This window comes from Streptomyces sp. NPDC001532 (assembly GCF_040298625.1).
Taxonomy (GTDB): domain Bacteria; phylum Actinomycetota; class Actinomycetes; order Streptomycetales; family Streptomycetaceae; genus Streptomyces.
Genome location: NZ_JBEPAL010000038.1, coordinates 32,817 through 51,658, shown reverse-complemented (window position 1 = coordinate 51,658; position 18,842 = coordinate 32,817). Strand labels below are relative to the sequence as shown.

At 72.2% G+C, this 18,842-nt stretch carries 15 protein-coding genes and 2 pseudogenes; 7 read left to right on the top strand and 10 right to left on the bottom strand.

The window, feature by feature from the left end; genetic code table 11:
• Positions 1 to 61 precede the first annotated feature (61 nt).
• From ABT232_RS28965 to ABT232_RS28950, 4 genes and pseudogenes are all read right to left on the bottom strand, one after another.
• Positions 62 to 2,191 (bottom strand): 3-hydroxyacyl-CoA dehydrogenase NAD-binding domain-containing protein, encoded by a 2,130-nt coding sequence (locus tag ABT232_RS28965; RefSeq protein WP_351845160.1) that lies wholly within the window; start codon positions 2,189 to 2,191, stop codon positions 62 to 64.
• On the bottom strand, positions 2,188 to 3,405 hold the full coding sequence (locus ABT232_RS28960; protein ID WP_351845158.1) for a thiolase family protein: 1,218 nt from the start codon (positions 3,403 to 3,405) through the stop codon (positions 2,188 to 2,190). The genes ABT232_RS28965 and ABT232_RS28960 overlap by 4 nt, the downstream gene beginning before the upstream one ends.
• Positions 3,406 to 3,541: 136 nt before the next feature.
• Complete coding sequence (locus ABT232_RS28955; RefSeq protein ID WP_351845156.1) at positions 3,542 to 4,579, bottom strand: LacI family DNA-binding transcriptional regulator; 1,038 nt, start codon at positions 4,577 to 4,579, stop codon at positions 3,542 to 3,544.
• Positions 4,576 to 4,962, bottom strand: a pseudogene (locus ABT232_RS28950) (glycoside hydrolase family 2 protein); the annotation flags it as partial. The gene ABT232_RS28955 and the pseudogene ABT232_RS28950, both read right to left, overlap by 4 nt.
• 165 nt (positions 4,963 to 5,127) lie before the next feature.
• Here ABT232_RS28950 and ABT232_RS28945 point away from each other — a divergent pair.
• Genes ABT232_RS28945 through ABT232_RS28935 form a run of 3 tightly spaced genes read left to right on the top strand, consistent with a single transcriptional unit; the run spans position 5,128 to position 8,212 of the window.
• Positions 5,128 to 6,438, top strand: coding sequence for an extracellular solute-binding protein (locus ABT232_RS28945; protein WP_351845154.1), 1,311 nt, complete (start codon positions 5,128 to 5,130; stop codon positions 6,436 to 6,438).
• A complete protein-coding gene (locus ABT232_RS28940) occupies positions 6,438 to 7,385 on the top strand; it encodes a carbohydrate ABC transporter permease (RefSeq protein WP_351845152.1) in 948 nt (315 codons plus the stop codon). The genes ABT232_RS28945 and ABT232_RS28940 overlap by 1 nt, the downstream gene beginning before the upstream one ends.
• The gene (locus tag ABT232_RS28935) at positions 7,382 to 8,212 is read left to right on the top strand and encodes a carbohydrate ABC transporter permease (protein WP_351845150.1); all 831 of its coding nucleotides are present in this window, start codon (positions 7,382 to 7,384) and stop codon (positions 8,210 to 8,212) included. Before ABT232_RS28940 ends, ABT232_RS28935 begins: the two co-directional genes overlap by 4 nt.
• A gap of 4 nt (positions 8,213 to 8,216) precedes the next feature.
• Here the strand turns inward: ABT232_RS28935 and ABT232_RS28930 are convergent, their stop codons facing one another.
• The 3 genes from ABT232_RS28930 to ABT232_RS28920 all read right to left on the bottom strand — a co-directional run bounded on the left by ABT232_RS28930 (position 8,217) and on the right by ABT232_RS28920 (position 11,451).
• The gene (locus ABT232_RS28930; RefSeq protein ID WP_351845148.1) at positions 8,217 to 9,503 is read right to left on the bottom strand and encodes a ribonuclease D; all 1,287 of its coding nucleotides are present in this window, start codon (positions 9,501 to 9,503) and stop codon (positions 8,217 to 8,219) included.
• A gap of 297 nt (positions 9,504 to 9,800) precedes the next feature.
• Positions 9,801 to 10,463 (bottom strand): response regulator transcription factor, encoded by a 663-nt coding sequence (locus ABT232_RS28925; protein WP_003993737.1) that lies wholly within the window; start codon positions 10,461 to 10,463, stop codon positions 9,801 to 9,803.
• A 319-nt stretch (positions 10,464 to 10,782) separates the two neighbouring features.
• Positions 10,783 to 11,451 carry a DUF3000 domain-containing protein gene (locus ABT232_RS28920; protein WP_351845146.1) on the bottom strand — a complete coding sequence of 223 codons (669 nt, stop codon included), beginning with the start codon at positions 11,449 to 11,451 and terminating at the stop codon, positions 10,783 to 10,785.
• Between the two features lie 107 nt (positions 11,452 to 11,558).
• Here ABT232_RS28920 and hemE point away from each other — a divergent pair, with 107 nt between their 5' ends.
• Positions 11,559 to 12,626 (top strand): uroporphyrinogen decarboxylase, encoded by a 1,068-nt coding sequence (gene hemE, locus ABT232_RS28915; RefSeq protein WP_351845144.1) that lies wholly within the window; start codon positions 11,559 to 11,561, stop codon positions 12,624 to 12,626.
• Positions 12,627 to 12,640: 14 nt separating this feature from the next.
• On the opposite strand, the gene ABT232_RS28910 is transcribed toward hemE, so the two are convergent.
• Positions 12,641 to 13,468, bottom strand: coding sequence for a rhomboid family intramembrane serine protease (locus ABT232_RS28910; RefSeq protein WP_351845142.1), 828 nt, complete (start codon positions 13,466 to 13,468; stop codon positions 12,641 to 12,643).
• Between the two features lie 112 nt (positions 13,469 to 13,580).
• Between ABT232_RS28910 and ABT232_RS28905 the strand changes: the two are divergent.
• Positions 13,581 to 13,838: pseudogene (locus ABT232_RS28905) on the top strand (hypothetical protein); the annotation flags it as partial.
• 150 nt (positions 13,839 to 13,988) lie between these two features.
• Here the strand turns inward: ABT232_RS28905 and ABT232_RS28900 are convergent.
• Entirely contained in the window at positions 13,989 to 15,386 is a 1,398-nt protein-coding gene (locus tag ABT232_RS28900; RefSeq protein ID WP_351845138.1) for an FAD-dependent oxidoreductase, read from the bottom strand.
• 27 nt (positions 15,387 to 15,413) lie between these two features.
• A complete protein-coding gene (locus ABT232_RS28895) occupies positions 15,414 to 16,310 on the bottom strand; it encodes a DUF4349 domain-containing protein (RefSeq protein ID WP_351845136.1) in 897 nt (298 codons plus the stop codon).
• A 261-nt stretch (positions 16,311 to 16,571) separates the two neighbouring features.
• Here ABT232_RS28895 and hemG point away from each other — a divergent pair, with 261 nt between their 5' ends.
• Both hemG and hemQ read left to right on the top strand, forming a co-directional pair.
• Positions 16,572 to 18,026, top strand: coding sequence for a protoporphyrinogen oxidase (hemG, locus tag ABT232_RS28890; RefSeq protein ID WP_351845134.1), 1,455 nt, complete (start codon positions 16,572 to 16,574; stop codon positions 18,024 to 18,026).
• A gap of 4 nt (positions 18,027 to 18,030) precedes the next feature.
• A complete protein-coding gene (gene hemQ / locus ABT232_RS28885) occupies positions 18,031 to 18,756 on the top strand; it encodes a hydrogen peroxide-dependent heme synthase (RefSeq protein ID WP_351845132.1) in 726 nt (241 codons plus the stop codon).
• The last annotated feature ends 86 nt before the right edge of the window (positions 18,757 to 18,842 follow it).

Below are 18,842 nucleotides of genomic sequence, written 5' to 3'. Positions count from 1 at the left end.
ACGCGAAGTGCCCCGCACACCGTCCGGTGTGCGGGGCACTCTCGTGCGCGTGATGGCGGGGTTACGCCGGGACGCTCGCCACGCCCTGCGCCAGGAACCGCTTGCCGTTCACCCGCTCGGAGACGCCCTCGCGGTCCAGGTACGGCGTGATGCCGCCCAGGTGGAAGGGCCAGCCGGCGCCGGTGATCAGGCACAGGTCGATGTCCTGGGCCTCGGCGACGACGCCCTCGTCCAGCATCAGGCCGATCTCCTGCGCGACGGCGTCCAGGACGCGGGCGCGCACCTGCTCCTCGGTCAGGACGGTGTCGCCCTGCTTCAGCAGCGCGGCGACCTCCGGGTCCAGCTCGGGCTTGCCGCTGTCGTAGACGTAGAAGCCGCGCTTGCCCGCCTCGACGACCGCCTTGAGGTTCGGGGAGACCGTGAAGCGGTCCGGGAAGGACCGGTTGAGCGTCTCGGAGACGTGCAGCCCGATCGCCGGGCCGACCAGCTCCAGCAGGACCAGCGGCGACATCGGCAGGCCCAGCGGCTCGACCGCCTTCTCGGCGATCTCGACGGGGGTGCCCTCGTCGATGACGTTCTGGATCTCGCCCATGAAGCGCGTCAGGATGCGGTTCACGACGAACGCCGGGGCGTCCTTCACGAGCACCGCGGTCTTCTTCAGCTTCTTGGCGACACCGAACGCCGTGGCCAGAGAGGCGTCGTCGGTCTGCTCGCCGCGGACGATCTCCAGCAGCGGGAGGATCGCGACCGGGTTGAAGAAGTGGAAGCCGACGACCCGCTCGGGGTGCTTCAGCTTCGACGCCATCTCGGAGACGGACAGCGAGGAGGTGTTGGTGGCGAGGATCGCGTGCGCCGGGGCGACCGCCTCGACCTCGGCGAACACCTGCTGCTTGACGCCCATCTCCTCGAACACGGCCTCGATGATGAAGTCCGCGTCGGCGAAGCCCTCGGCCTTGTCCAGGACACCGCTGACCAGCGCCTTGAGGCGGTTGGCCTTGTCCTGGTTGACCCGGCCCTTGGCGAGCAGCTTGTCGATCTCGGCGTGGACGTAGCCCACACCCTTGTCGACGCGCTCCTGGTCGATGTCGGTCAGGACGACCGGGACCTCCAGGCGGCGCAGGAAGAGCAGGGCGAGCTGCGAGGCCATCAGGCCCGCGCCCACGACGCCCACCTTGGTGACCGGGCGGGCCAGGCTCTTGTCCGGGGCGCCGGCCGGGCGCTTGCCGCGCTTCTGCACCAGGTTGAAGGCGTAGATGCCGGAGCGCAGTTCACCGCCCATGATCAGGTCGGCGAGCGCCTTGTCCTCGGCGTCGTAGCCCTGCTGGAGGTCGCCGTTCTTGGCGGCGGCGATGATGTCGAGGGCGCGGTAGGCGGCCGGGGCCGCGCCGTGCACCTTGCCGTCCGCGATGAAGCGGCCCTTGGCGACGGCCTGGTCCCAGGCCTCGCCGCGGTCGATCACCGGGCGGTCGATGACGATCTCGCCCTTGAGGACGGACGCCGTCCACAGCAGCGACTGCTCCAGGAAGTCCGCGCCCTCGAAGAGCGCGTCGGCGATCCCGAGCTCGTAGACCTGCTTGCCCTTGAGCTGCTTGTTCTGGTTGAGGCTGTTCTCGATGATCACCGAGACGGCCTTGTCCGCGCCGATCAGGTTCGGCAGCAGCGTGCAGCCGCCCCAGCCGGGCACCAGGCCGAGGAAGACCTCGGGGAGCGAGAAGGCGGGCAGGGCCGCGGACACCGTGCGGTAGGTGCAGTGCAGGCCGACCTCGACGCCACCGCCCATGGCGGCGCCGTTGTAGTACGCGAAGGTCGGGACCGCGAGGCCGGACAGCCGCTTGAAGACGTCGTGGCCGCCCTTGCCGATGGCGTAGGCGTGGTCCCACTCCTTCAGCAGCTCGACGCCCTTGAGGTCGGCGCCGACGGCGAAGATGAACGGCTTGCCGGTGATGCCGACGCCGACGATCTCGCCGTCCGAGGCCTCCTTCTGGACCTGGTCGATGGCGGCGTCCAGGTTCGCCAGCGACTGGGGGCCGAAGGTGGTCGGCTTGGTGTGGTCGTGCCCGTTGTCGAGGGTGATCAGGGCGAACCGGCCCGCCCCGAACGGCAGGTCGAAGTGGCGTACGTGCGCCGACGTGACGACCTCGTCCGGGAACAGCTCGGCCGCACCCTTCAGCAGCTCGGTGGTGGTGCTCACTTGTCCCCCTCGAAGTGCGGGTTCTCCCAGATGACCGTCGCGCCCATGCCGAAGCCGACGCACATGGTGGTCAGGCCGTAGCGGACGTGCGGCTGCTCCTCGAACTGGCGGGCCAGCTGCGTCATCAGACGGACGCCGGAGGAGGCGAGCGGGTGGCCGAAGGCGATGGCGCCGCCGTACTGGTTGACGCGCTCGTCGTCGTCGGCGATGCCGTAGTGGTCCAGGAAGGCCAGGACCTGGACGGCGAAGGCCTCGTTGATCTCGAAGAGGCCGATGTCGGAGATGGACAGGCCCGCCTGGGCGAGCGCCTTCTCCGTGGCCGGGATCGGGCCGTAGCCCATGACCTCCGGCTCGACGCCCGCGAAGGAGTAGGAGACCAGGCGCATCTTCACGGGGAGGCCGTGCTCCCGCGCGAAGTCCTCGGAGGCGATGAGGGAGGCGGTGGCGCCGTCGTTCAGACCGGCCGCGTTGCCGGCGGTGACCCGGCCGTGGACGCGGAACGGGGTCTTCAGGCCGGAGAGGTTCTCCAGGGTGGTGCCCGGGCGCATCGGCTCGTCGGCGGTGACCAGGCCCCAGCCCGTCTCACCGGCCTCGGGGTTGGTGCGGCGCACCGAGACCGGCACGAGGTCGGCCTGGATCTTGCCGTTGGCGTACGCCTTGGCGGCCTTCTCCTGGGAGCGGACCGCGTACTCGTCCGCGCGCAGCTTGGTGATCTGCGGGTAGCGGTCGTGCAGGTTCTCCGCGGTCATGCCCATGAACAGGGCGGACTCGTCGACCAGCTTCTCGGAGACGAACCGCGGGTTCGGGTCGACGCCCTCGCCCATCGGGTGGCGGCCCATGTGCTCGACACCGCCGGCGATGGCGATGTCGTAGGCGCCGAAGGCGACGGAGCCGGCCACCGTGGTGACGGCGGTCAGGGCGCCCGCGCACATGCGGTCGATGGAGTAGCCGGGGACGGACTGCGGCAGACCCGCGAGGATGCCGGCCGTGCGGCCGATGGTCAGGCCCTGGTCACCGATCTGGGTGGTCGCGGCGATGGCGACCTCGTCGATCTTCTTGGGGTCCAGGCCGGGGTTGCGGCGCAGCAGCTCCCGGATCGCCTTCACGACGAGGTCGTCGGCGCGGGTCTCGTGGTAGATGCCCTTCGGGCCCGCCTTGCCGAACGGGGTGCGGACGCCGTCTACGAAGACGACGTCCCTGACGGTACGAGGCACGATGGCTCTCCTCCAGGGTGCGGGGTGGCACTGCTGCGGCACGCATGCGCTGAGCGCGCGCTCAGGCCCATGCTACTCATGGGTAATGTGACTGCCCAGTCCCCCCGCCCCAAGCGGCGAACGTCACACCCCGCCGTCATGCCTTCGGCGGGGCCGTCGACCCCCGGGGCGCCAGCACGGGCGTCGGCACCGGGTGTGACCCGGGACCCTCCCCGGTGATCACCCCGAACAGCGTCCGCGCCACCTCCGCGCCGAACCCGTGCACGTCATGGCTCATCGCGGACAGCGTCGGATGCGTCAGCCGGCACAGCTGCGAGTCGTCCCACGCCAGCAGCGACACGTCCTCCGGCACCCGCAGTCCCATCTCCGACGCCACCGACAGGCCCGCGACCGCCATGATGTCGTTGTCGTAGAGGATGGCCGTCGGCCGGTCCGGCGAGGACGCCGTCAGCAGGGACCGCGTGGCCCTGGCGCCCGCCTCGCCGGAGAAGTCGGTCGCCACCTGCCACGCCCCGGCCAGCCCCAGCTCCCGCGCCGCCTCGTCGAACGCGGCCGTGCGCAGCGCCGTGTGCCCGAGGGAGGCCGCGCCGCCCACCCGGGCGATCCGCCGGTGCCCCAGCGCCGCCAGATACCGCACCGCCTCGCCGACGGCGGTGGTGTCGTCGGTCCACACCGAGGTCAGCGAGCCGGTCAGCGACGGATGCCCGACGGCGACCACCGGCAGCCCGAGCCGCTCCGCCACCGGCACCCGGGGGTCGTCCGCGCGGAAGTCGACCAGGATCGAGCCACCGATCTGCCGGCCCTTCCACCAGGTCTCCAGCAGCCCGGCCTCCTCCTCCAGGTTCTTCACCAGCCGCAGCAGCAGCGAACAGGAGTGCTCGGTCAGCACGCTCTCCACGCCCGAGACGAACTCCATGTAGAACGGCTCCAGGCCCAGCATCCGGGCCGGCCGGCAGATCGCCAGCCCCACCACGTCCACCCGCGCCCCGGCCAGCGACCGCGCGGTCAGACTGGGCGCCCAGCCCAGCTCCCGGGCGGCCTGGAAGATCCGCTCCCGGGTCGCCTCCGACAGCCCCGGCTTGTGGTTGAAGGCGAGCGAGACGGCACCCTTGGAGACACCGGCGCGCGCGGCGACGTCCTTGATGGTGACGCGAGGACCATGAAGGGCTGTCATCGAGAGGGCTCCATGCAGTACAGGGCGGACCGGACGGCGGCCGCGTCAGGATTCTCCCAGCCCGTGACCCCGATGGTCACCCGTTCGCCCGGCAGCGGCGTCACCAGCCCGCGATCGGCCCGCGCCGCCGGGTCCGGCCGGTCGGCCTGGAGCAGCAGATCTCGCACCAGGGTCCGGGCCGTCACCTCCACCCCGCCCGGCACCAGCGCCACCTCGAACTCCGGGCGCGGGTACGGGATCTCGCGGTCCGGCACCGGGAAGCGCACGGCGCGCGGCCCGGCCGCGTCGGCCACCAGGAACTCCTTCGGCCCGGCCGGTTCCAGCCCGTCCGGCACGGGCACCGCCGTCACCGCCCGCCGCGCCACGGTGAACGCCACCTCCGCCGCATGCGCTCCTCCTAAACCGGTCCACACCGGAGTGGGGTTTTTGTGTTGTATTGCGCCTACATCCTTGGCGGAATTGGGACTTTACCGGTTGAGAAAGCGCTGTCAGAGTGCCGAAACCAGCCAACCCGCACGTGCTCGTCCGTCCCGAGAACGGAGCCGCACATGAACCGCCGCACCGCCCTCACCGCCGCAGCGGCCGCCCTGCTGCTCTCCGCCTGCACCGGAACCGGAGGCAGTACGAAGGGCGCGGAGGCCAAGGCCCCCGACGACCCGGCCGAGGTGAGCGGGACCATCACCGTCCTCACCCAGCGCACCGACCTGGTGCAGAACGGCACGCTGAAGAAGTACGCCGCCGAGTTCAACAGGACCTACCCGAAGGTGAAGGTGGAGTTCCAGTCCCTCACCAACTACGAGGCCGAGGTCAAGATCCGGATGAACACGGAGAACTACGGCGACGTCCTGATGATCCCCACGGTCATCGAGAAGGCCGACTACCCGAAGTTCTTCGCCTCGCTGGGGACCGAGGCCGAACGCGGCGAGAAGTACCGTTTCACCGACTACACGGCCGTCGACGGCAAGGTCTACGGGCAGAGCCCCATCGGCGTGATGCCCGGCTTCGTCTACAACAAGCGCGTCTGGCGCGAGGCCGGCGTCACCGAGTGGCCCACCACGCCCGACGCCTTCCTGGCCGGCCTCCAGGCCGTCAAGGACCGCACCGACGCCGTCCCGTACTACACCAACTTCGCCGCCCAGTGGCCGCTGACCTCCTGGACCTCGGTCAACGGCTCCGTCGGCTGCGACACCCGGGCCTCCACCGAGCTGGCCGAGGGCAACCCCTGGGCCGAGGGCGCCGACCTGCGCGTCGCCGACACCCTGCTGCACGACATCGTGGCCCGCGGCCTCGCCGAGAAGGACCCCACCACCACCAACTGGGAGGCCTCCAAGGCCCGGCTGGCCAAGGGCGAGATCGCCACCCAGTGGCTCGGCACCTGGGCCCTCGTCCAGTTCCAGGACGCCGCCCGCAAGGCCGGCGTCAGCCCCGACGACATCGGCTTCATGCCGTTCCCCGCCCAGGTGGACGGCGAGTTCTGCGCGGTCCTCGCCCCGGACTACAACCAGGCCGTCAACATCCACTCCGACCACAAGGAGGCGGCCCGCGCCTGGATCGACTGGTTCACCGACGAGTCCGGCTACGTCGAGGACAACCTCGCCATCTCCCCGCTCCAGGACGCGCCCCTGCCCGAGGTGCTGAAGCCGTACGAGGAGGCCGGTGTGAAGCTCATCGAGCTGGACGACTCCGCCGGCGCCGAGGTCAAGGCGATCGACAACCGGTCCGAGGTCGGCATCTACAAGCCGGACTACCGCCAGGACCTGATCGACCTCGCCCGCGGCGCCAGGGACGGCAGCCTGGACGCCTTCCTCGACGAGCTGGGCGAGCGCTGGACCGAGACGCAGAAGTCCCTGGGGTCCTGATGACCGACCTCACCGCGAAGGCGCCGGACCGGGCCGTCGCCGCGCCCGCGCCGCCGCTGCCCGCCCCGGCGCCGCGCCGGACCCGGATGCGGCGGGGCGTCACCCCCTGGCTGTTCCTGATCGCCCCGCTGGCACTGCTGATCACCTTCACCTACGCGCCGATCGCCAACATGGTCGCGTACAGCTTCACCGACTGGGACGGCGTCAGCCCCGAGCTGAGCTACACCGGCGCCGGGAACTACGTGGAGATCTTCACCCGCGAGGAGCTCTTCCAGGTCTTCTTCGTCTCCGGCTACTACCTCGCCGCCTCCGCGGTGCAGATCGTCGCCGCGCTCTGGTTCGCGACCGTGCTCAGCTTCGACGTGCGCTTCCGGAACTTCTTCAAGGGCGTGCTGTTCTTCCCGTACCTGATCAACGGGGTCGCGATCGGCTTCGTCTTCCTCTACTTCTTCCAGGATGGCGGCACCCTCGACTCGGTGCTCGGCCTGTTCGGCGCCGACCCCGACCACGCCTGGCTGGGCGACCCGGCCTCGGCGAACACCTCGCTCGCGGGTGTCTCCGTCTGGCGCTACCTGGGCCTGAACTTCGTCCTCTTCCTCGGCGCCATCCAGTCCATCCCGGGCGAGCTGTACGAGGCGGCCGAACTGGACGGGGCGAACCGCTGGCAGCAGTTCCGGCACATCATCGCGCCCGGCATCAAGCCGGTCCTGACCCTCACCGTGATCCTGTCGGTCTCCGGCTCGCTGTCGGCCTTCGAGATCCCGTACATCATGACCGGCGGCGCGACCGGCACCGAGACCTTCGTGATCCAGACCGTGAAGCTGGCCTTCCAGTTCAACAAGACGGGGCTCGCCTCCGCGGCGGCCGTCGTGCTGCTGCTGATCATCCTGCTGGTGACCTGGGTGCAGCGCCGCCTCGTCCCCGACGAGAGGGTGGACCTCGTATGACCCGCCGCGTGGTGGCCCGCGCCCTGGTGTACCTGTCGCTGGTCCTCGCGACCCTGGTGGTCCTGCTGCCGCTGGCCGTCGTCCTGCTGACCTCCCTCAAGACCGAGCAGGAGATGGCGGACGGCAGCGGGGCACTGACCCCGCCGGACGACCTGTTCCACCTCGCCAACTACGTGACGGCGTTCCAGGACGGCCGGATGCTCACCGCGTTCGGCAACACGGCCTTCATCCTGCTCTTCGCCATCGGCGGGACCGTGCTCATCGGCTCCATGACGGCGTACGCGATCGACCGCTTCCGGTTCCGCTTCCGCAAGCTGGTGCTGGCGCTCTTCCTGGTCGCCGCGCTGGTCCCCGGAGTCACCACCCAGGTGGCGACCTTCCAGATCGTCAACAGCCTCGGGATGTTCGACTCCCGCTGGGCGCCGGTCGTGCTCTACATGGGCACGGACATCGTCTCGATCTACATCTTCCTGCAGTTCGTCCGGTCCATCCCGGTCTCCCTGGACGAGTCCGCCCGCCTCGACGGAGCCGGCGCCTTCACGATCTACCGCAGGATCATCTTCCCGCTGCTGAAGCCGGCGATCGCCACGGTCGTCATCGTCAAGGGGATCACCGTCTACAACGACTTCTACATCCCCTTCCTCTACATGCCGTCCGAGGACCTTGGCGTGATCTCGACGTCGCTGTTCCGCTTCCGCGGCCCGTTCGGCGCGCACTGGGAGACGATCTCGGCAGGAGCGGTCCTGGTGATCCTGCCGACTCTGATCGTCTTCCTGCTGCTCCAGCGGTTCATCTACAACGGCTTCATGAGGGGGGCGACGAAGTAGCGCCCTACGGCGTCCCGGCCGACAGCGCCTCCACCAGGACCGGCGTCACCAGCTCCACCTGCCAGGGCCGGGCCCCGTGCCCCGCCAACGCCTGGGCGACCCCCTCGGCGTCGGCGGACTTGGGCGGCTCCCAGCACACCCGCCGCACGGCGTCCGGGGCGATCAGGTTCTCCTGCGGGAGATTGAGCTGTTCGGCCAGCCCGGTGACCTTCGCCCGTGCGGCGGACAGCCGGGCCGCCGCCGCCGGGTCCTTGTCGGCCCACGCCCTGGGCGGCGGGGGCCCGGTCACCGGCTGCCCCGGCTGCGGCAGCTGCGACTCGGACAACGCCTTGGCCCGGTCCACGGCCGCCTGCCACTGCTCCAGCTGCCGCCGGCCCATCCGGTGCCCGAACCCGTTCAGCGCGGACAGGGCGTGCACATTGCCCGGCAGGGCCAGCGCGGCCTCCACGATGGCCGCGTCGGAGAGCACCTTGCCCGGCGACACGTCCCGCCGCTGGGCGATCCGGTCGCGGGCCTCCCACAGCTCCCGCACCACGGCGAGCTGCCGCCGGCGGCGCACCTTGTGCATGCCGGACGTACGCCGCCAGGGGTCCTTGCGGGGCTCCGGCGGCGGTGCCGACGCGATCGCGTCGAACTCCTGCCGGGCCCACTCCAGCTTGCCCTGCCGGTCCAGCTCCTTCTCCAGCGCGTCGCGCAGGTCGACCAGCAGCTCGACGTCCAGCGCGGCGTACCGCAGCCAGGGCTCGGGCAGCGGGCGGGTGGACCAGTCGACGGCGGAGTGGCCCTTCTCCAGGACGAAGCCGAGGACGTTCTCGACCATGGCGCCGAGGCCGACCCGCGGGAAGCCGGCGATCCGGCCGGCCAGCTCGGTGTCGAACAGCCGGGTGGGCACCATGCCTATTTCGCGCAGGCAGGGCAGGTCCTGGGTGGCGGCGTGCAGCACCCACTCCACGCCGGACAGCGCCTCGCCCAGACCCGAGAGGTCGGGGCAGGCGACGGGGTCGATCAGGGCGCTGCCGGCGCCCTCGCGGCGCAGCTGCACCAGATAGGCGCGCTGTCCGTAGCGGTAGCCGGAGGCGCGCTCGGCGTCGACGGCGACGGGGCCGGAGCCGGCGGCGAAGGCGGCGATCACTTCGGCGAGGGCAGCCTCGTCCGCGATCACGGGCGGAATGCCCTCACGCGGCTCCAGCAACGGGATCGGCGCCTCCGTAGCAGATCCGCCGTCGTCCGGAGGGGCGCCTCCGGTGGTTCGCAGTGAACTGTCTGCTGCGGTTTCGTGGGCGTCGGTCACCTGTCAAGGGTATCCGTGGATGCACGGCGCCCGTCGACGGAACGTTCCGTCGACGGGCACCGGAGGGTCGTAAACCAGTCAGGCCGGGGAAAAGCCGGGGCTCACGAGCGAGGTCGGTCCGGGGAGGGAGGGGGAGGGAAGGCGGAAGGAAGGGGGAGGAAGGGGGAGGAAGGGGAGGGAGAGGTCGTGGGGGGAAGGCCTGGGGAAGGCAGGGGGCTGGGGATCAGTGGGGGGAGAGGGGCGGAGTCGGGGCAGGGATCGGCGGCTCGGGTTCGGGTGCGGGGGAGGGGACCGGCGTCAGTGGATGATGCCGGTCCGCAGGGCCACCGCGACCATGCCGGCGCGGTCGCCCGTGCCGAGCTTGCGCGCGATGCGGGCCAGGTGGCTCTTGACGGTCAGCGCGGACAGGCCCATCGAGACGCCGATCGCCTTGTTGGACTGCCCTTCGGCGACCAGTCGCAGTACCTCCACCTCGCGGCCGGACAGCTCGCGGTAGCCGCCCGGGTGGCTCGGGGCACCCGGGGGGCGGCGGTGGAGGCGGGCGGCGGCCGCGCCGATGGGGGCGGCACCGGGCCGGGTGGGGAGCCCGACGTTGGTGCGGGTACCGGTGACGACGTAGCCCTTCACTCCGCCGGCGAGGGCGTTGCGGACGGCGCCGATGTCGTCGGCGGCGGACAGGGCGAGCCCGTTGGGCCAGCCCGCGGCACGGGTCTCCGACAGCAGGGTCAGGCCGGAGCCGTCGGGGAGGTGGACGTCGGCGACACAGATGTCGCGGGGGTTGCCGATGCGGGGACGAGCCTCGGCGATGGACGACGCCTCGATCACGTCGCGCACACCGAGCGCCCACAGATGGCGGGTGACGGTGGAGCGGACGCGCGGATCGGCGACGACGACCATGGCAGTGGGCTTGTTCGGGCGGTAGGCGACCAGGCTTGCGGGCTGCTCAAGGAGAACGGACACCAGGCCTCCTGGGTGCGGGACGGCTTTGAAGGTCACAGACGTCTTCGGCAGCAAACCCGATGTCCTTTAGAGAATGATCACGATCTAGTGAGTAGCAATCGGTGCAATTCGGACACGCGGTCGATCGTTCGGTGAACGAATCGGTTCGTTCGAGGAGCTGGTCCTGATTGAAAGTGGCCGTATCGACAAAGTGACGGTCATGGGACGGTCAAAGAGACACCCAGGGAGAGTGACAAGGGGAGGGCTGGGGAAAGGCGGGCGGACGGCGAGGCGAAGGATGAGGTGAGCGGTGAGGCGGGGGGTGAGGCGAGGGGGACCGTCAGCGCGACTGCGGACCGCGCCGCTGCGGCAGCGTCACCACCGACGCGTCCCCCGGACCGGCCGGCGGCAGCCCCGCCACCTGGGCCAGCAGATCGCACCAGGACGCCAGATGCGCCGCCGTGTCCGGCACCCCGCCCAGCCCCTCCCGCGGGCTCCATGAGGCGCGGATCTCGATCTGCGAGGCCGACGGGCGCGCGGACAGCCCGCCGAAGTAGTGGGAACTGGCGCGGGTGACGGTGCCGCTCGGCTCGCCGTACCCCAGCCCGCGCGCCTGGAGCGCGCCGGTCAGCCAGGACCAGCACACCTCCGGCAGCAGCGGATCCGCCGCCATCTCCGGCTCCAGCTCCGCGCGCACCAGCGTCACCAGCCGGAACGTGCCCTGCCAGGCGTCGTGCCCGGCCGGATCGTGCAGCAGCACCAGCCGGCCGTCCGCCAGATCCTGGTCGCCGTCGACGACCGCGGCCTCCAGGGCGTACGCGTACGGCGCGAGCCGCTGCGGGGCGCGGGTCGGCTCGACCTCGATCTGCGGGCGCAGCCGCGCCGACCGCAGCGCCTCGACCGCGGCCCGGAAGTCCGGCGGAACCGTCTCGCCCGTATGCAGATCCTTCTCCTTCGGGTCGTCCATTCCGCCAGCGCCGTCCGACAGTCGTCCCTGAGCCGCAGCCATGCGGTGCAGATTAAGCGGAACGGACGCCGAGCGCAGGGTAGACACCCCGCCTCGTGCTCAAGCGCAGGGCGGGCCGGCGGCGCTCGGCGGCATGCGAAACTTGCCCTGTGAGTGCCAACGGAAGCCCCACGGGCAAGCAGCCGACAGCGACGTACGACAGCGCCTTCCTGAAGGCGTGCAGGCGCGAGCCCGTGCCGCACACTCCCGTGTGGTTCATGCGGCAGGCCGGCCGCTCGCTGCCCGAGTACCGCAAGGTCCGTGAGGGCATCCCCATGCTGGAGTCCTGCATGCGGCCCGAGCTGGTCACCGAGATCACGCTCCAGCCGGTGCGCCGGCACAACGTGGACGCGGCGATCTTCTTCAGCGACATCGTCGTCCCGCTCAAGGCCGTCGGCATCGACCTCGACATCAAGCCCGGCGTCGGCCCGGTCGTCGAGCAGCCCGTGCGCACCCGCGCCGACCTCGACCGGCTGCGCGACCTGACCCCCGAGGACGTCTCCTACGTCACCGAGGCCATCGGCCTGCTCACCGCCGAGCTGGGCGGCACCCCGCTCATCGGCTTCGCCGGCGCCCCCTTCACCCTGGCGAGCTACCTCGTCGAGGGCGGCCCCTCGCGCACGTACGAGAACGCCAAGGCGATGATGTACGGCGACCCGGAGCTGTGGGCCGACCTCCTCGACCGCCTCGCGGACATCACCGCCGCCTTCCTCAAGGTGCAGATCGAGGCGGGCGCCAGCGCCGTCCAGCTCTTCGACTCCTGGGCCGGCGCCCTCGCCCCCGTCGACTACCGGCGCTCCGTCCTGCCCGCCTCGGCGAAGGTCTTCCAGGCCGTCGCGGAGTACGGCGTCCCGCGCATCCACTTCGGCGTCGGCACCGGCGAGCTGCTCGGTCTGATGGGCGAGGCCGGCGCGGACGTGGTCGGCGTCGACTGGCGCGTCCCGCTCGACGAGGCCGCCCGCCGGGTCGGCCCCGGCAAGGCGCTCCAGGGCAACCTCGACCCGACGGTCCTGTTCGCCCCGCAGTCCGCGGTGGAGGCCAAGACCCGCGAGGTGCTGGACGCGGCGACCTCCCTGGAGGGCCACGTCTTCAACCTCGGCCACGGCGTCATGCCGTCCACCGACCCGGACGCGCTGACCCGCCTGGTCGACTACGTCCACACGCGCACCGCGCGGTAAGGCCCGTCAGCCGCTCACCATGTGTGCCGGGGCCGTGCCCGCCTGCCGAAGAGCAGGCCGCGCGGCTCCGGAGGCGGCGGGGTGCCCGGCCGCAGGGGCCAGGCGAGCAGCATCCCGGCGAGGAAGCCGACGATGTGCGCCGCGTACGCCACCGTGCCGGCGTCGGTGACGACGCCCTCGCCGGAGGAGTACACCGCCTGGAGCACGAACCACACGCCCAGCACCAGCCAGGCCGGCAGCCGCAGCGGCAGGAAGACCAGGAACGGCACCAGGACCCAGACCCTGGCCTTCGGATACAGCACCAGATAGGCGCCGAGCACTCCGGCGATCGCCCCGGAGGCCCCGATCAGGGGTTCGGCGGAGTCGTCGTTGAGCAGCGCGAAGCCGTACGTCGCCGCGTAGCCGCAGACGGCGTAGAAGAGCGCGAAGCGCACATGGCCCATGCGGTCCTCGATGTTGTTGCCGAAGATCAGCAGGAACAGCATGTTGCCGAGCAGGTGCAGCCAGCCGCCGTGCAGGAACAGCGCGCTCAGCACGCTCAGTTCCGCCGACTTGTCGTAGTCCGGCGGGCCGAGGACACAGCCCGGACCGTGCGGGCCCACCGCGGTGTCGCCGGTGGGCACCAGCCCCGGCGTCTGATGGTGGATCAACTCCTGCGGCACGGCCGCGTACTGGTCGAGGAACGCCTGGAGATGGCACAGCTGGGCGAGACCGCTCTCACCGGCCGTGGAACCGGCGAGGCCGGGTGTGAACAGGAACGCCAGCACGTTGGCGGCGATCAGCGCGTACGTCACCCACGGGGTGCGGCGCACGGGGTTCACGTCATGGACGGGGATGACCACACAGGACTTCTGCCCGCGTTCCGTGCGGCGAACCGGTGAACGCCGCCGTCCGCGCGTGCGTATGACCCGGCGACGGTGACCGTCCGAGCCACGACGACGTGAGGAACAGGCGATGAGCGACCGTGTGACCCCACCGATGCACGCCCTGCCCGACGGCGAGGCGGAACTCGCCCTCGTGGTCCGGCTGCCCTGGGAGGACGTGGCCCGCCTCGGTCAGGAGGCCGGGCGGCTGGCGGCGCAGATGCAGCGGCCGGTGACGCTGGACGAGGCGGTGAGCCATCGCCTGCGGTCCTCGCGGACGCCCGCGGCGCACGCGCGGCAGGAGCAGCCGGCGGCGGTCTCCGCGGTGCCGAGGCTGACCGGGTCGGCGTAGGCGCGCTGCGGGGTGCGGGCGGGTAGGGGGGTCGCTCGCGCGGTTCCCCGCGCCCCTTTACGCCGGACCCGTGTCCCTGCCTCGAGGGGCGCGGGGAACCGCGCGATCAGTCACCACGCACCCGCACCCGGCGACGCACCGGTACCCCTATGGCATCCCCCGCACAGCCAGCGCGGCCTTGCGCGCGGCGACCTGCACCGGGTCCCACACCGGTGAGAACGGCGGCGCGTACCCCAGGTCGAGCTGGGCCACCTGCTGCACGGTCAGCCCGGCGGTCAGCGCCACCGCCGCGATGTCCACCCGCTTGCCCGCGCCCTCCCGGCCGACGATCTGGACGCCCAGCAGCCGGCCGGTGAGGCGTTCGGCGAGCATCTTCACGGTCATGGCGGCGGCGCCGGGGTAGTAGCCCGCGCGGCTGGTGGACTCGACGGTGACCGTCTCGTACCGCAGGCCCGCCCGCCGCGCGTCCTTCTCGCGCAGCCCGGTGCGGGCGATCTCCAGGTCGCACACCTTGCTGACGGCGGTGCCGACGACACCCGGGAACGTGGCGTAGCCGCCGCCGACATTGGTGCCGATGACCTGGCCGTGCTTGTTGGCGTGGGTGCCCAGCGCGATGTGCCGCTCGCGGCCGGAGACCAGGTCCAGCACCTCCACGCAGTCCCCGCCCGCCCAGATGTTCTCGTGGCCGCGGACCCGCATCGCCAGATCGGTGAGCAGGCCGCCGTGGTCGCCGAGCGGGAGGCCCGCGGCGCGGGCGAGGGCGGTCTCCGGGCGGACGCCGATGCCGAGCACCACCACGTCCGCCGGGTACTCGGCGTCCTTCGTGGCCACCGCGCGGACCCGGCCGTCGTCCCCGGTGGGCAGCCCGGTCACCTCGGTGTCGTTCACCATGGTGATGCCGAGGCCCGCCATGGCCTCGTGCACCAGCCGGCCCATGTCCGGGTCGAGCGTGGACATCGGTTCGCTGCCCCGGTTGACGACCGTGACGTCGTAGTCCCGCTTGATCAGCGCCTCGGCCATCTCGACGCCGATGTAACCCGCTCCGACGACGACCGCGCGCCGGCCGCCGGCGCGGTCGAGGGTGTCGATCAGGGCCTGGCCGTCGTCGAGGGTCTGCACACCGTGCACGCCGGGCGCGTCCGCGCCGGGCATCTCCGGGCGGATCGGCCGCGCCCCGGTGGCGATCACGAGATCGTCGTACGGCGTCCAGGACTCGGCGCCGGTATCGACGTCCCGCGCGCGGACCCGCCGGCCGTCCACGTCGATCTCGGTGACCTCGGTACGCAGCCGCAGGTCGATGCCGCGGGCGCGGTGCTCCTCGGGGGTGCGCGCGATCAGCCGGTCCCGCTCGGGGACGTCGCCGCCCACCCAGTAGGGGATGCCGCACGCCGAGTACGACGTGAAGTGTCCCCGCTCGAACGCCACGATCTCCAGCTCGTCGGGGCCCCGGAGACGGCGGGCCTGCGACGCCGCGGACATCCCCGCGGCGTCGCCCCCGATCACCACCAGACGCTGCCGGCCACCCCTCGTACGGCTCATGCTCATGCGAACACGCTACGGGTGCCCCGCACTTCAGTCGCGTTCGCCGCCCGGTTCGGCCCGCGGCGTCCCGCTCCGCCGCGCCGTCCGGGGCCGGATGAGCCGCAGCCACGCCAGGAGGAGCAGGGCCGCCAGCGCGGCGAACGGGAGCACCGCGGCGAGCGCCACGACGATCCAGCGCACCATCGCGGTGAACGCGTCCCAGCCGCCCTGGAGCGCGTCGACGACGCCGGGGTCGTCGTCCTCGGCGGCCTTCGGCGCCGGCTTCTCGGACAGGGACAGGGTGATGGTCGCCAGGCTCGTGCGGTCCTTCAGGGAGGTCTGCTGGGCGAGCAGCGACTCCAGGTCGGCCTGGCGGCGGCTCAGCTCACCCTCCAGCGTCACCACGTCGCTGAGCTCGGCGGCCTCGTCCATCAGCTCCCGGATCCGCTCCACACTCGCCCGCTGCGACCGGATGCGGCTCTCCACGTCGACGACCTGCTCGGTGACGTCCTGCGCCTTCGCGGTGCGGTCGAGCAGTCTGCCCGCGCCCTCCAGGTCGGCCAGCACCTCCTCGTACCGGTCGACCGGCACCCGCAGCACCAGCCGGGTGCGCTCGTCGCCGTCGTCGTCCCGGCGGGTGGTCTCCTGGCCGACGAAGCCGCCCGCGTCCTCGGCGACCGCGCGGGCCTCGTCGAGGGCCTTGGGCACGTCCCGCACCTGCACGGTGAGCGAGGCGGTGCGGATGACGTGGCTCGCGGCCGGCTTCGGCGGGGCCTTGTCCCGCGCGGACTGGGAGCCGGTGCCGGCGGGGCCCTCCGCGTATCCCGGCGCGGCGGCCTGGGCCCCGTCCCCGCCGGACGAGGAGGAGTCGCCCGCACCGCTGCATCCGGCGGTCGCCAGCGCGGCGGCCAGCACCAGGCCGGCGAACAGCCGGCCGGGCCGTCCCACGGCTCGTTCCGCGGTTCGTTCAGCGGGACGTTCCGCGGGTCGTCCTGCTGGTCGTCGTGCGAGTGGCCGTGCGAGTCGTCGTGCGGGCCGTCGTGCGCGCATGGGCGTACCCCCCCGAGGGTCGATGGGACTGACGTCCCTTCGACGCCCGCGCGGGGCGGGACGTTTGGCCGCGGCGGTTCCGAAGCGGTCACGGTCGGGACTCGGCCGGGCCACGGGCCCTCGGCGGCGCTGTCGGTGCCGTCTGAGAAGGTGGAGGACATGAGCGGAGTACGCAGGGACACCGGGCGGGTCGTCGTCGTCGGAGCCGGGATCGCCGGCCTGGCCGCCGCCCACCGGCTGCTGGAACGAGGGGCGCGGGTGACCGTGCTGGAGGCGTCCGACCGGGTCGGCGGCAAGCTGCTGCCCGGCGAGATCGCGGGGGTGCGGGTCGACCTCGGCGCCGAGTCCCTGCTGGCGCGCCGCCCCGAGGCGGTGGGCCTCGCCCGCGAGGTGGGCCTCGCCGACCGCCTCCAGCCGCCCGCCACCACCACGGCCGCGCTGTGGACGCGCGGCGCCCTGCGCCCGATGCCCAAGGGCCACGTCATGGGCGTCCCCGGCACCGCCGACGCGCTGTCCGGCGTGCTCTCCGAGGAGGGCCTGCGCCGCATCGAACGGGACGCCGAACTGCCCCGCACCGAGATCGGGGACGACGTGGCGGTCGGCGAGTTCGTCGCCGCGCGGCTGGGCCGCGAGGTCGTCGACCGCCTCGTCGAACCCCTGCTCGGCGGGGTGTACGCGGGTGACGCCTACCGCATCTCCCTGCGCTCGGCGGTCCCCCAGCTCTTCGAGGCCGCCCGCACCCACGACTCGCTCACCGAGGCGGTCCGCGGCATCCAGGCCCGGGCCGCCGCCCGGCCGCAGACCGGCCCGGTGTTCATGGGCCTCGACGGCGGCATCGGCACCCTGCCGCTCGCGGTGGCCGACGCGGTGCGCGCCCGCGGCGGCGAGATCCTGACCCGGACGCCGGTGACCGCGCTGCGCCGGACGGCCGACGGCGGCTGGCGGATCACCGCCGGCGACCGCGTGCTGGACGCCGGCGCCGTGGTCGTCGCCGTCCCCGCGCCCGCCGCCGCCGGACTGCTGCGCGCCGAGGCCCCGGCCGCCGCGGCCGAACTGACCGCCGTGGAGTACGCGTCGATGGCGCTGATCACCCTCGCCTACCGGCGCGCCGACGTCCGGCTGCCCGAAGGCAGCGGCTTCCTGGTGCCGCCGGTCGACGGGCGGACCATCAAGGCCTCCACGTTCGCCTCGCAGAAGTGGGGCTGGATCGCCGAGGAGGACCCGGAGACGGTCGTGCTGCGCACCTCCGTCGGGCGGTACGGCGAGACGGCGGTCCTGGAGCGCGACGACGCCGGTCTCGTCGCCGTCTCCCGCCAGGACCTCGCGGCGGCCACCGGCCTCGAAGCCGCCCCGGTCGCCACCCGCGTCACCCGCTGGGACGGCGGCCTGCCGCAGTACCCGGTCGGCCACCACGCGCGCGTGGCCCGCATCCGCGACCACCTCGGCAAGCTCACCGGACTGGCCGTGTGCGGCGCGGTCTACGACGGGGTCGGCGTCCCGGCGTGCATCGCGAGCGCGTACGCCGCCGTGGACCAGCTGGGCGGAGACCTCGGCGGTGTGCAGGAGCTCACCGCCCACCCGGTGCAGAGTCTGCACGGCGGAGCGGGAGAATGAGGGCATGAGTGACGACGCCACCACCACCGGCCGGATTCCGAACAAGGGCAAGCTGGCCAAGGACCTCAACGAGGTCATCCGCTACACCCTGTGGTCCGTGTTCAAGCTGAAGGACGTGCTCCCCGAGGACCGCGCGGGCTACGCCGAGGAGGTCCAGGAGCTCTTCGACCAGCTCGCCGCCAAGGACGTGACGATCCGTGGCACCTACGACCTCTCGGGTCTGCGCGCCGACGCCGACCTCATGATCTGGTGGCACGCCGAGACCAGCGACCAGCTCCAGGAGGCGTACAACCTGTTCCGCCGCACCCGGCTGGGCCGCGCCCTGACGCCGGTGTGGTCGAACATGGCGCTGCACCGCCCCGCCGAGTTCAACCGCTCGCACATCCCGGCGTTCCTCGCCGACGAGACGCCGCGTGACTACGTCAGCGTCTACCCGTTCGTGCGCTCCTACGACTGGTACCTGCTGCCGGAGGAGGACCGCCGCCGGATGCTCGCCGACCACGGCAAGATGGCCCGCGGCTACCCGGACGTGCGCGCCAACACGGTCGCCTCCTTCTCGCTCGGCGACTACGAGTGGCTGCTCGCCTTCGAGGCCGACGAGCTGTACCGCATCGTCGACCTCATGCGTCACCTGCGGGCCTCGGAGGCCCGGCTGCACGTCCGCGAGGAGGTCCCGTTCTTCACCGGCCGCCGCAAGGACGTGGCCGACCTGGTGGCCGGACTGGCCTAGGGGGTGTCTCGTCGATCAGGCGGGAGCCCGGCATGATCGGCGAGACGCCCCCTAGGGCCCACGGGCGGGGCCGACGCGGGCCCCGC

Excerpts from the sequence above, each read along its gene's own strand:
- ABT232_RS28955 (WP_351845156.1), bottom strand. The coding sequence starts at position 4,579 with ATGACAGCCCTTCATGGTCCTCGCGTCACCATCAAGGACGTCGCCGCG.
- ABT232_RS28945 (WP_351845154.1), top strand. The coding sequence starts at position 5,128 with ATGAACCGCCGCACCGCCCTCACCGCCGCAGCGGCCGCCCTGCTGCTC.
- ABT232_RS28940 (WP_351845152.1), top strand. The coding sequence starts at position 6,438 with ATGACCGACCTCACCGCGAAGGCGCCGGACCGGGCCGTCGCCGCGCCC.
- ABT232_RS28935 (WP_351845150.1), top strand. The coding sequence starts at position 7,382 with ATGACCCGCCGCGTGGTGGCCCGCGCCCTGGTGTACCTGTCGCTGGTC.
- ABT232_RS28920 (WP_351845146.1), bottom strand. The coding sequence starts at position 11,451 with ATGGCTGCGGCTCAGGGACGACTGTCGGACGGCGCTGGCGGAATGGAC.
- ABT232_RS28900 (WP_351845138.1), bottom strand. The coding sequence starts at position 15,386 with ATGAGCATGAGCCGTACGAGGGGTGGCCGGCAGCGTCTGGTGGTGATC.
- hemG (WP_351845134.1), top strand. The coding sequence starts at position 16,572 with ATGAGCGGAGTACGCAGGGACACCGGGCGGGTCGTCGTCGTCGGAGCC.
- hemQ (WP_351845132.1), top strand. The coding sequence starts at position 18,031 with ATGAGTGACGACGCCACCACCACCGGCCGGATTCCGAACAAGGGCAAG.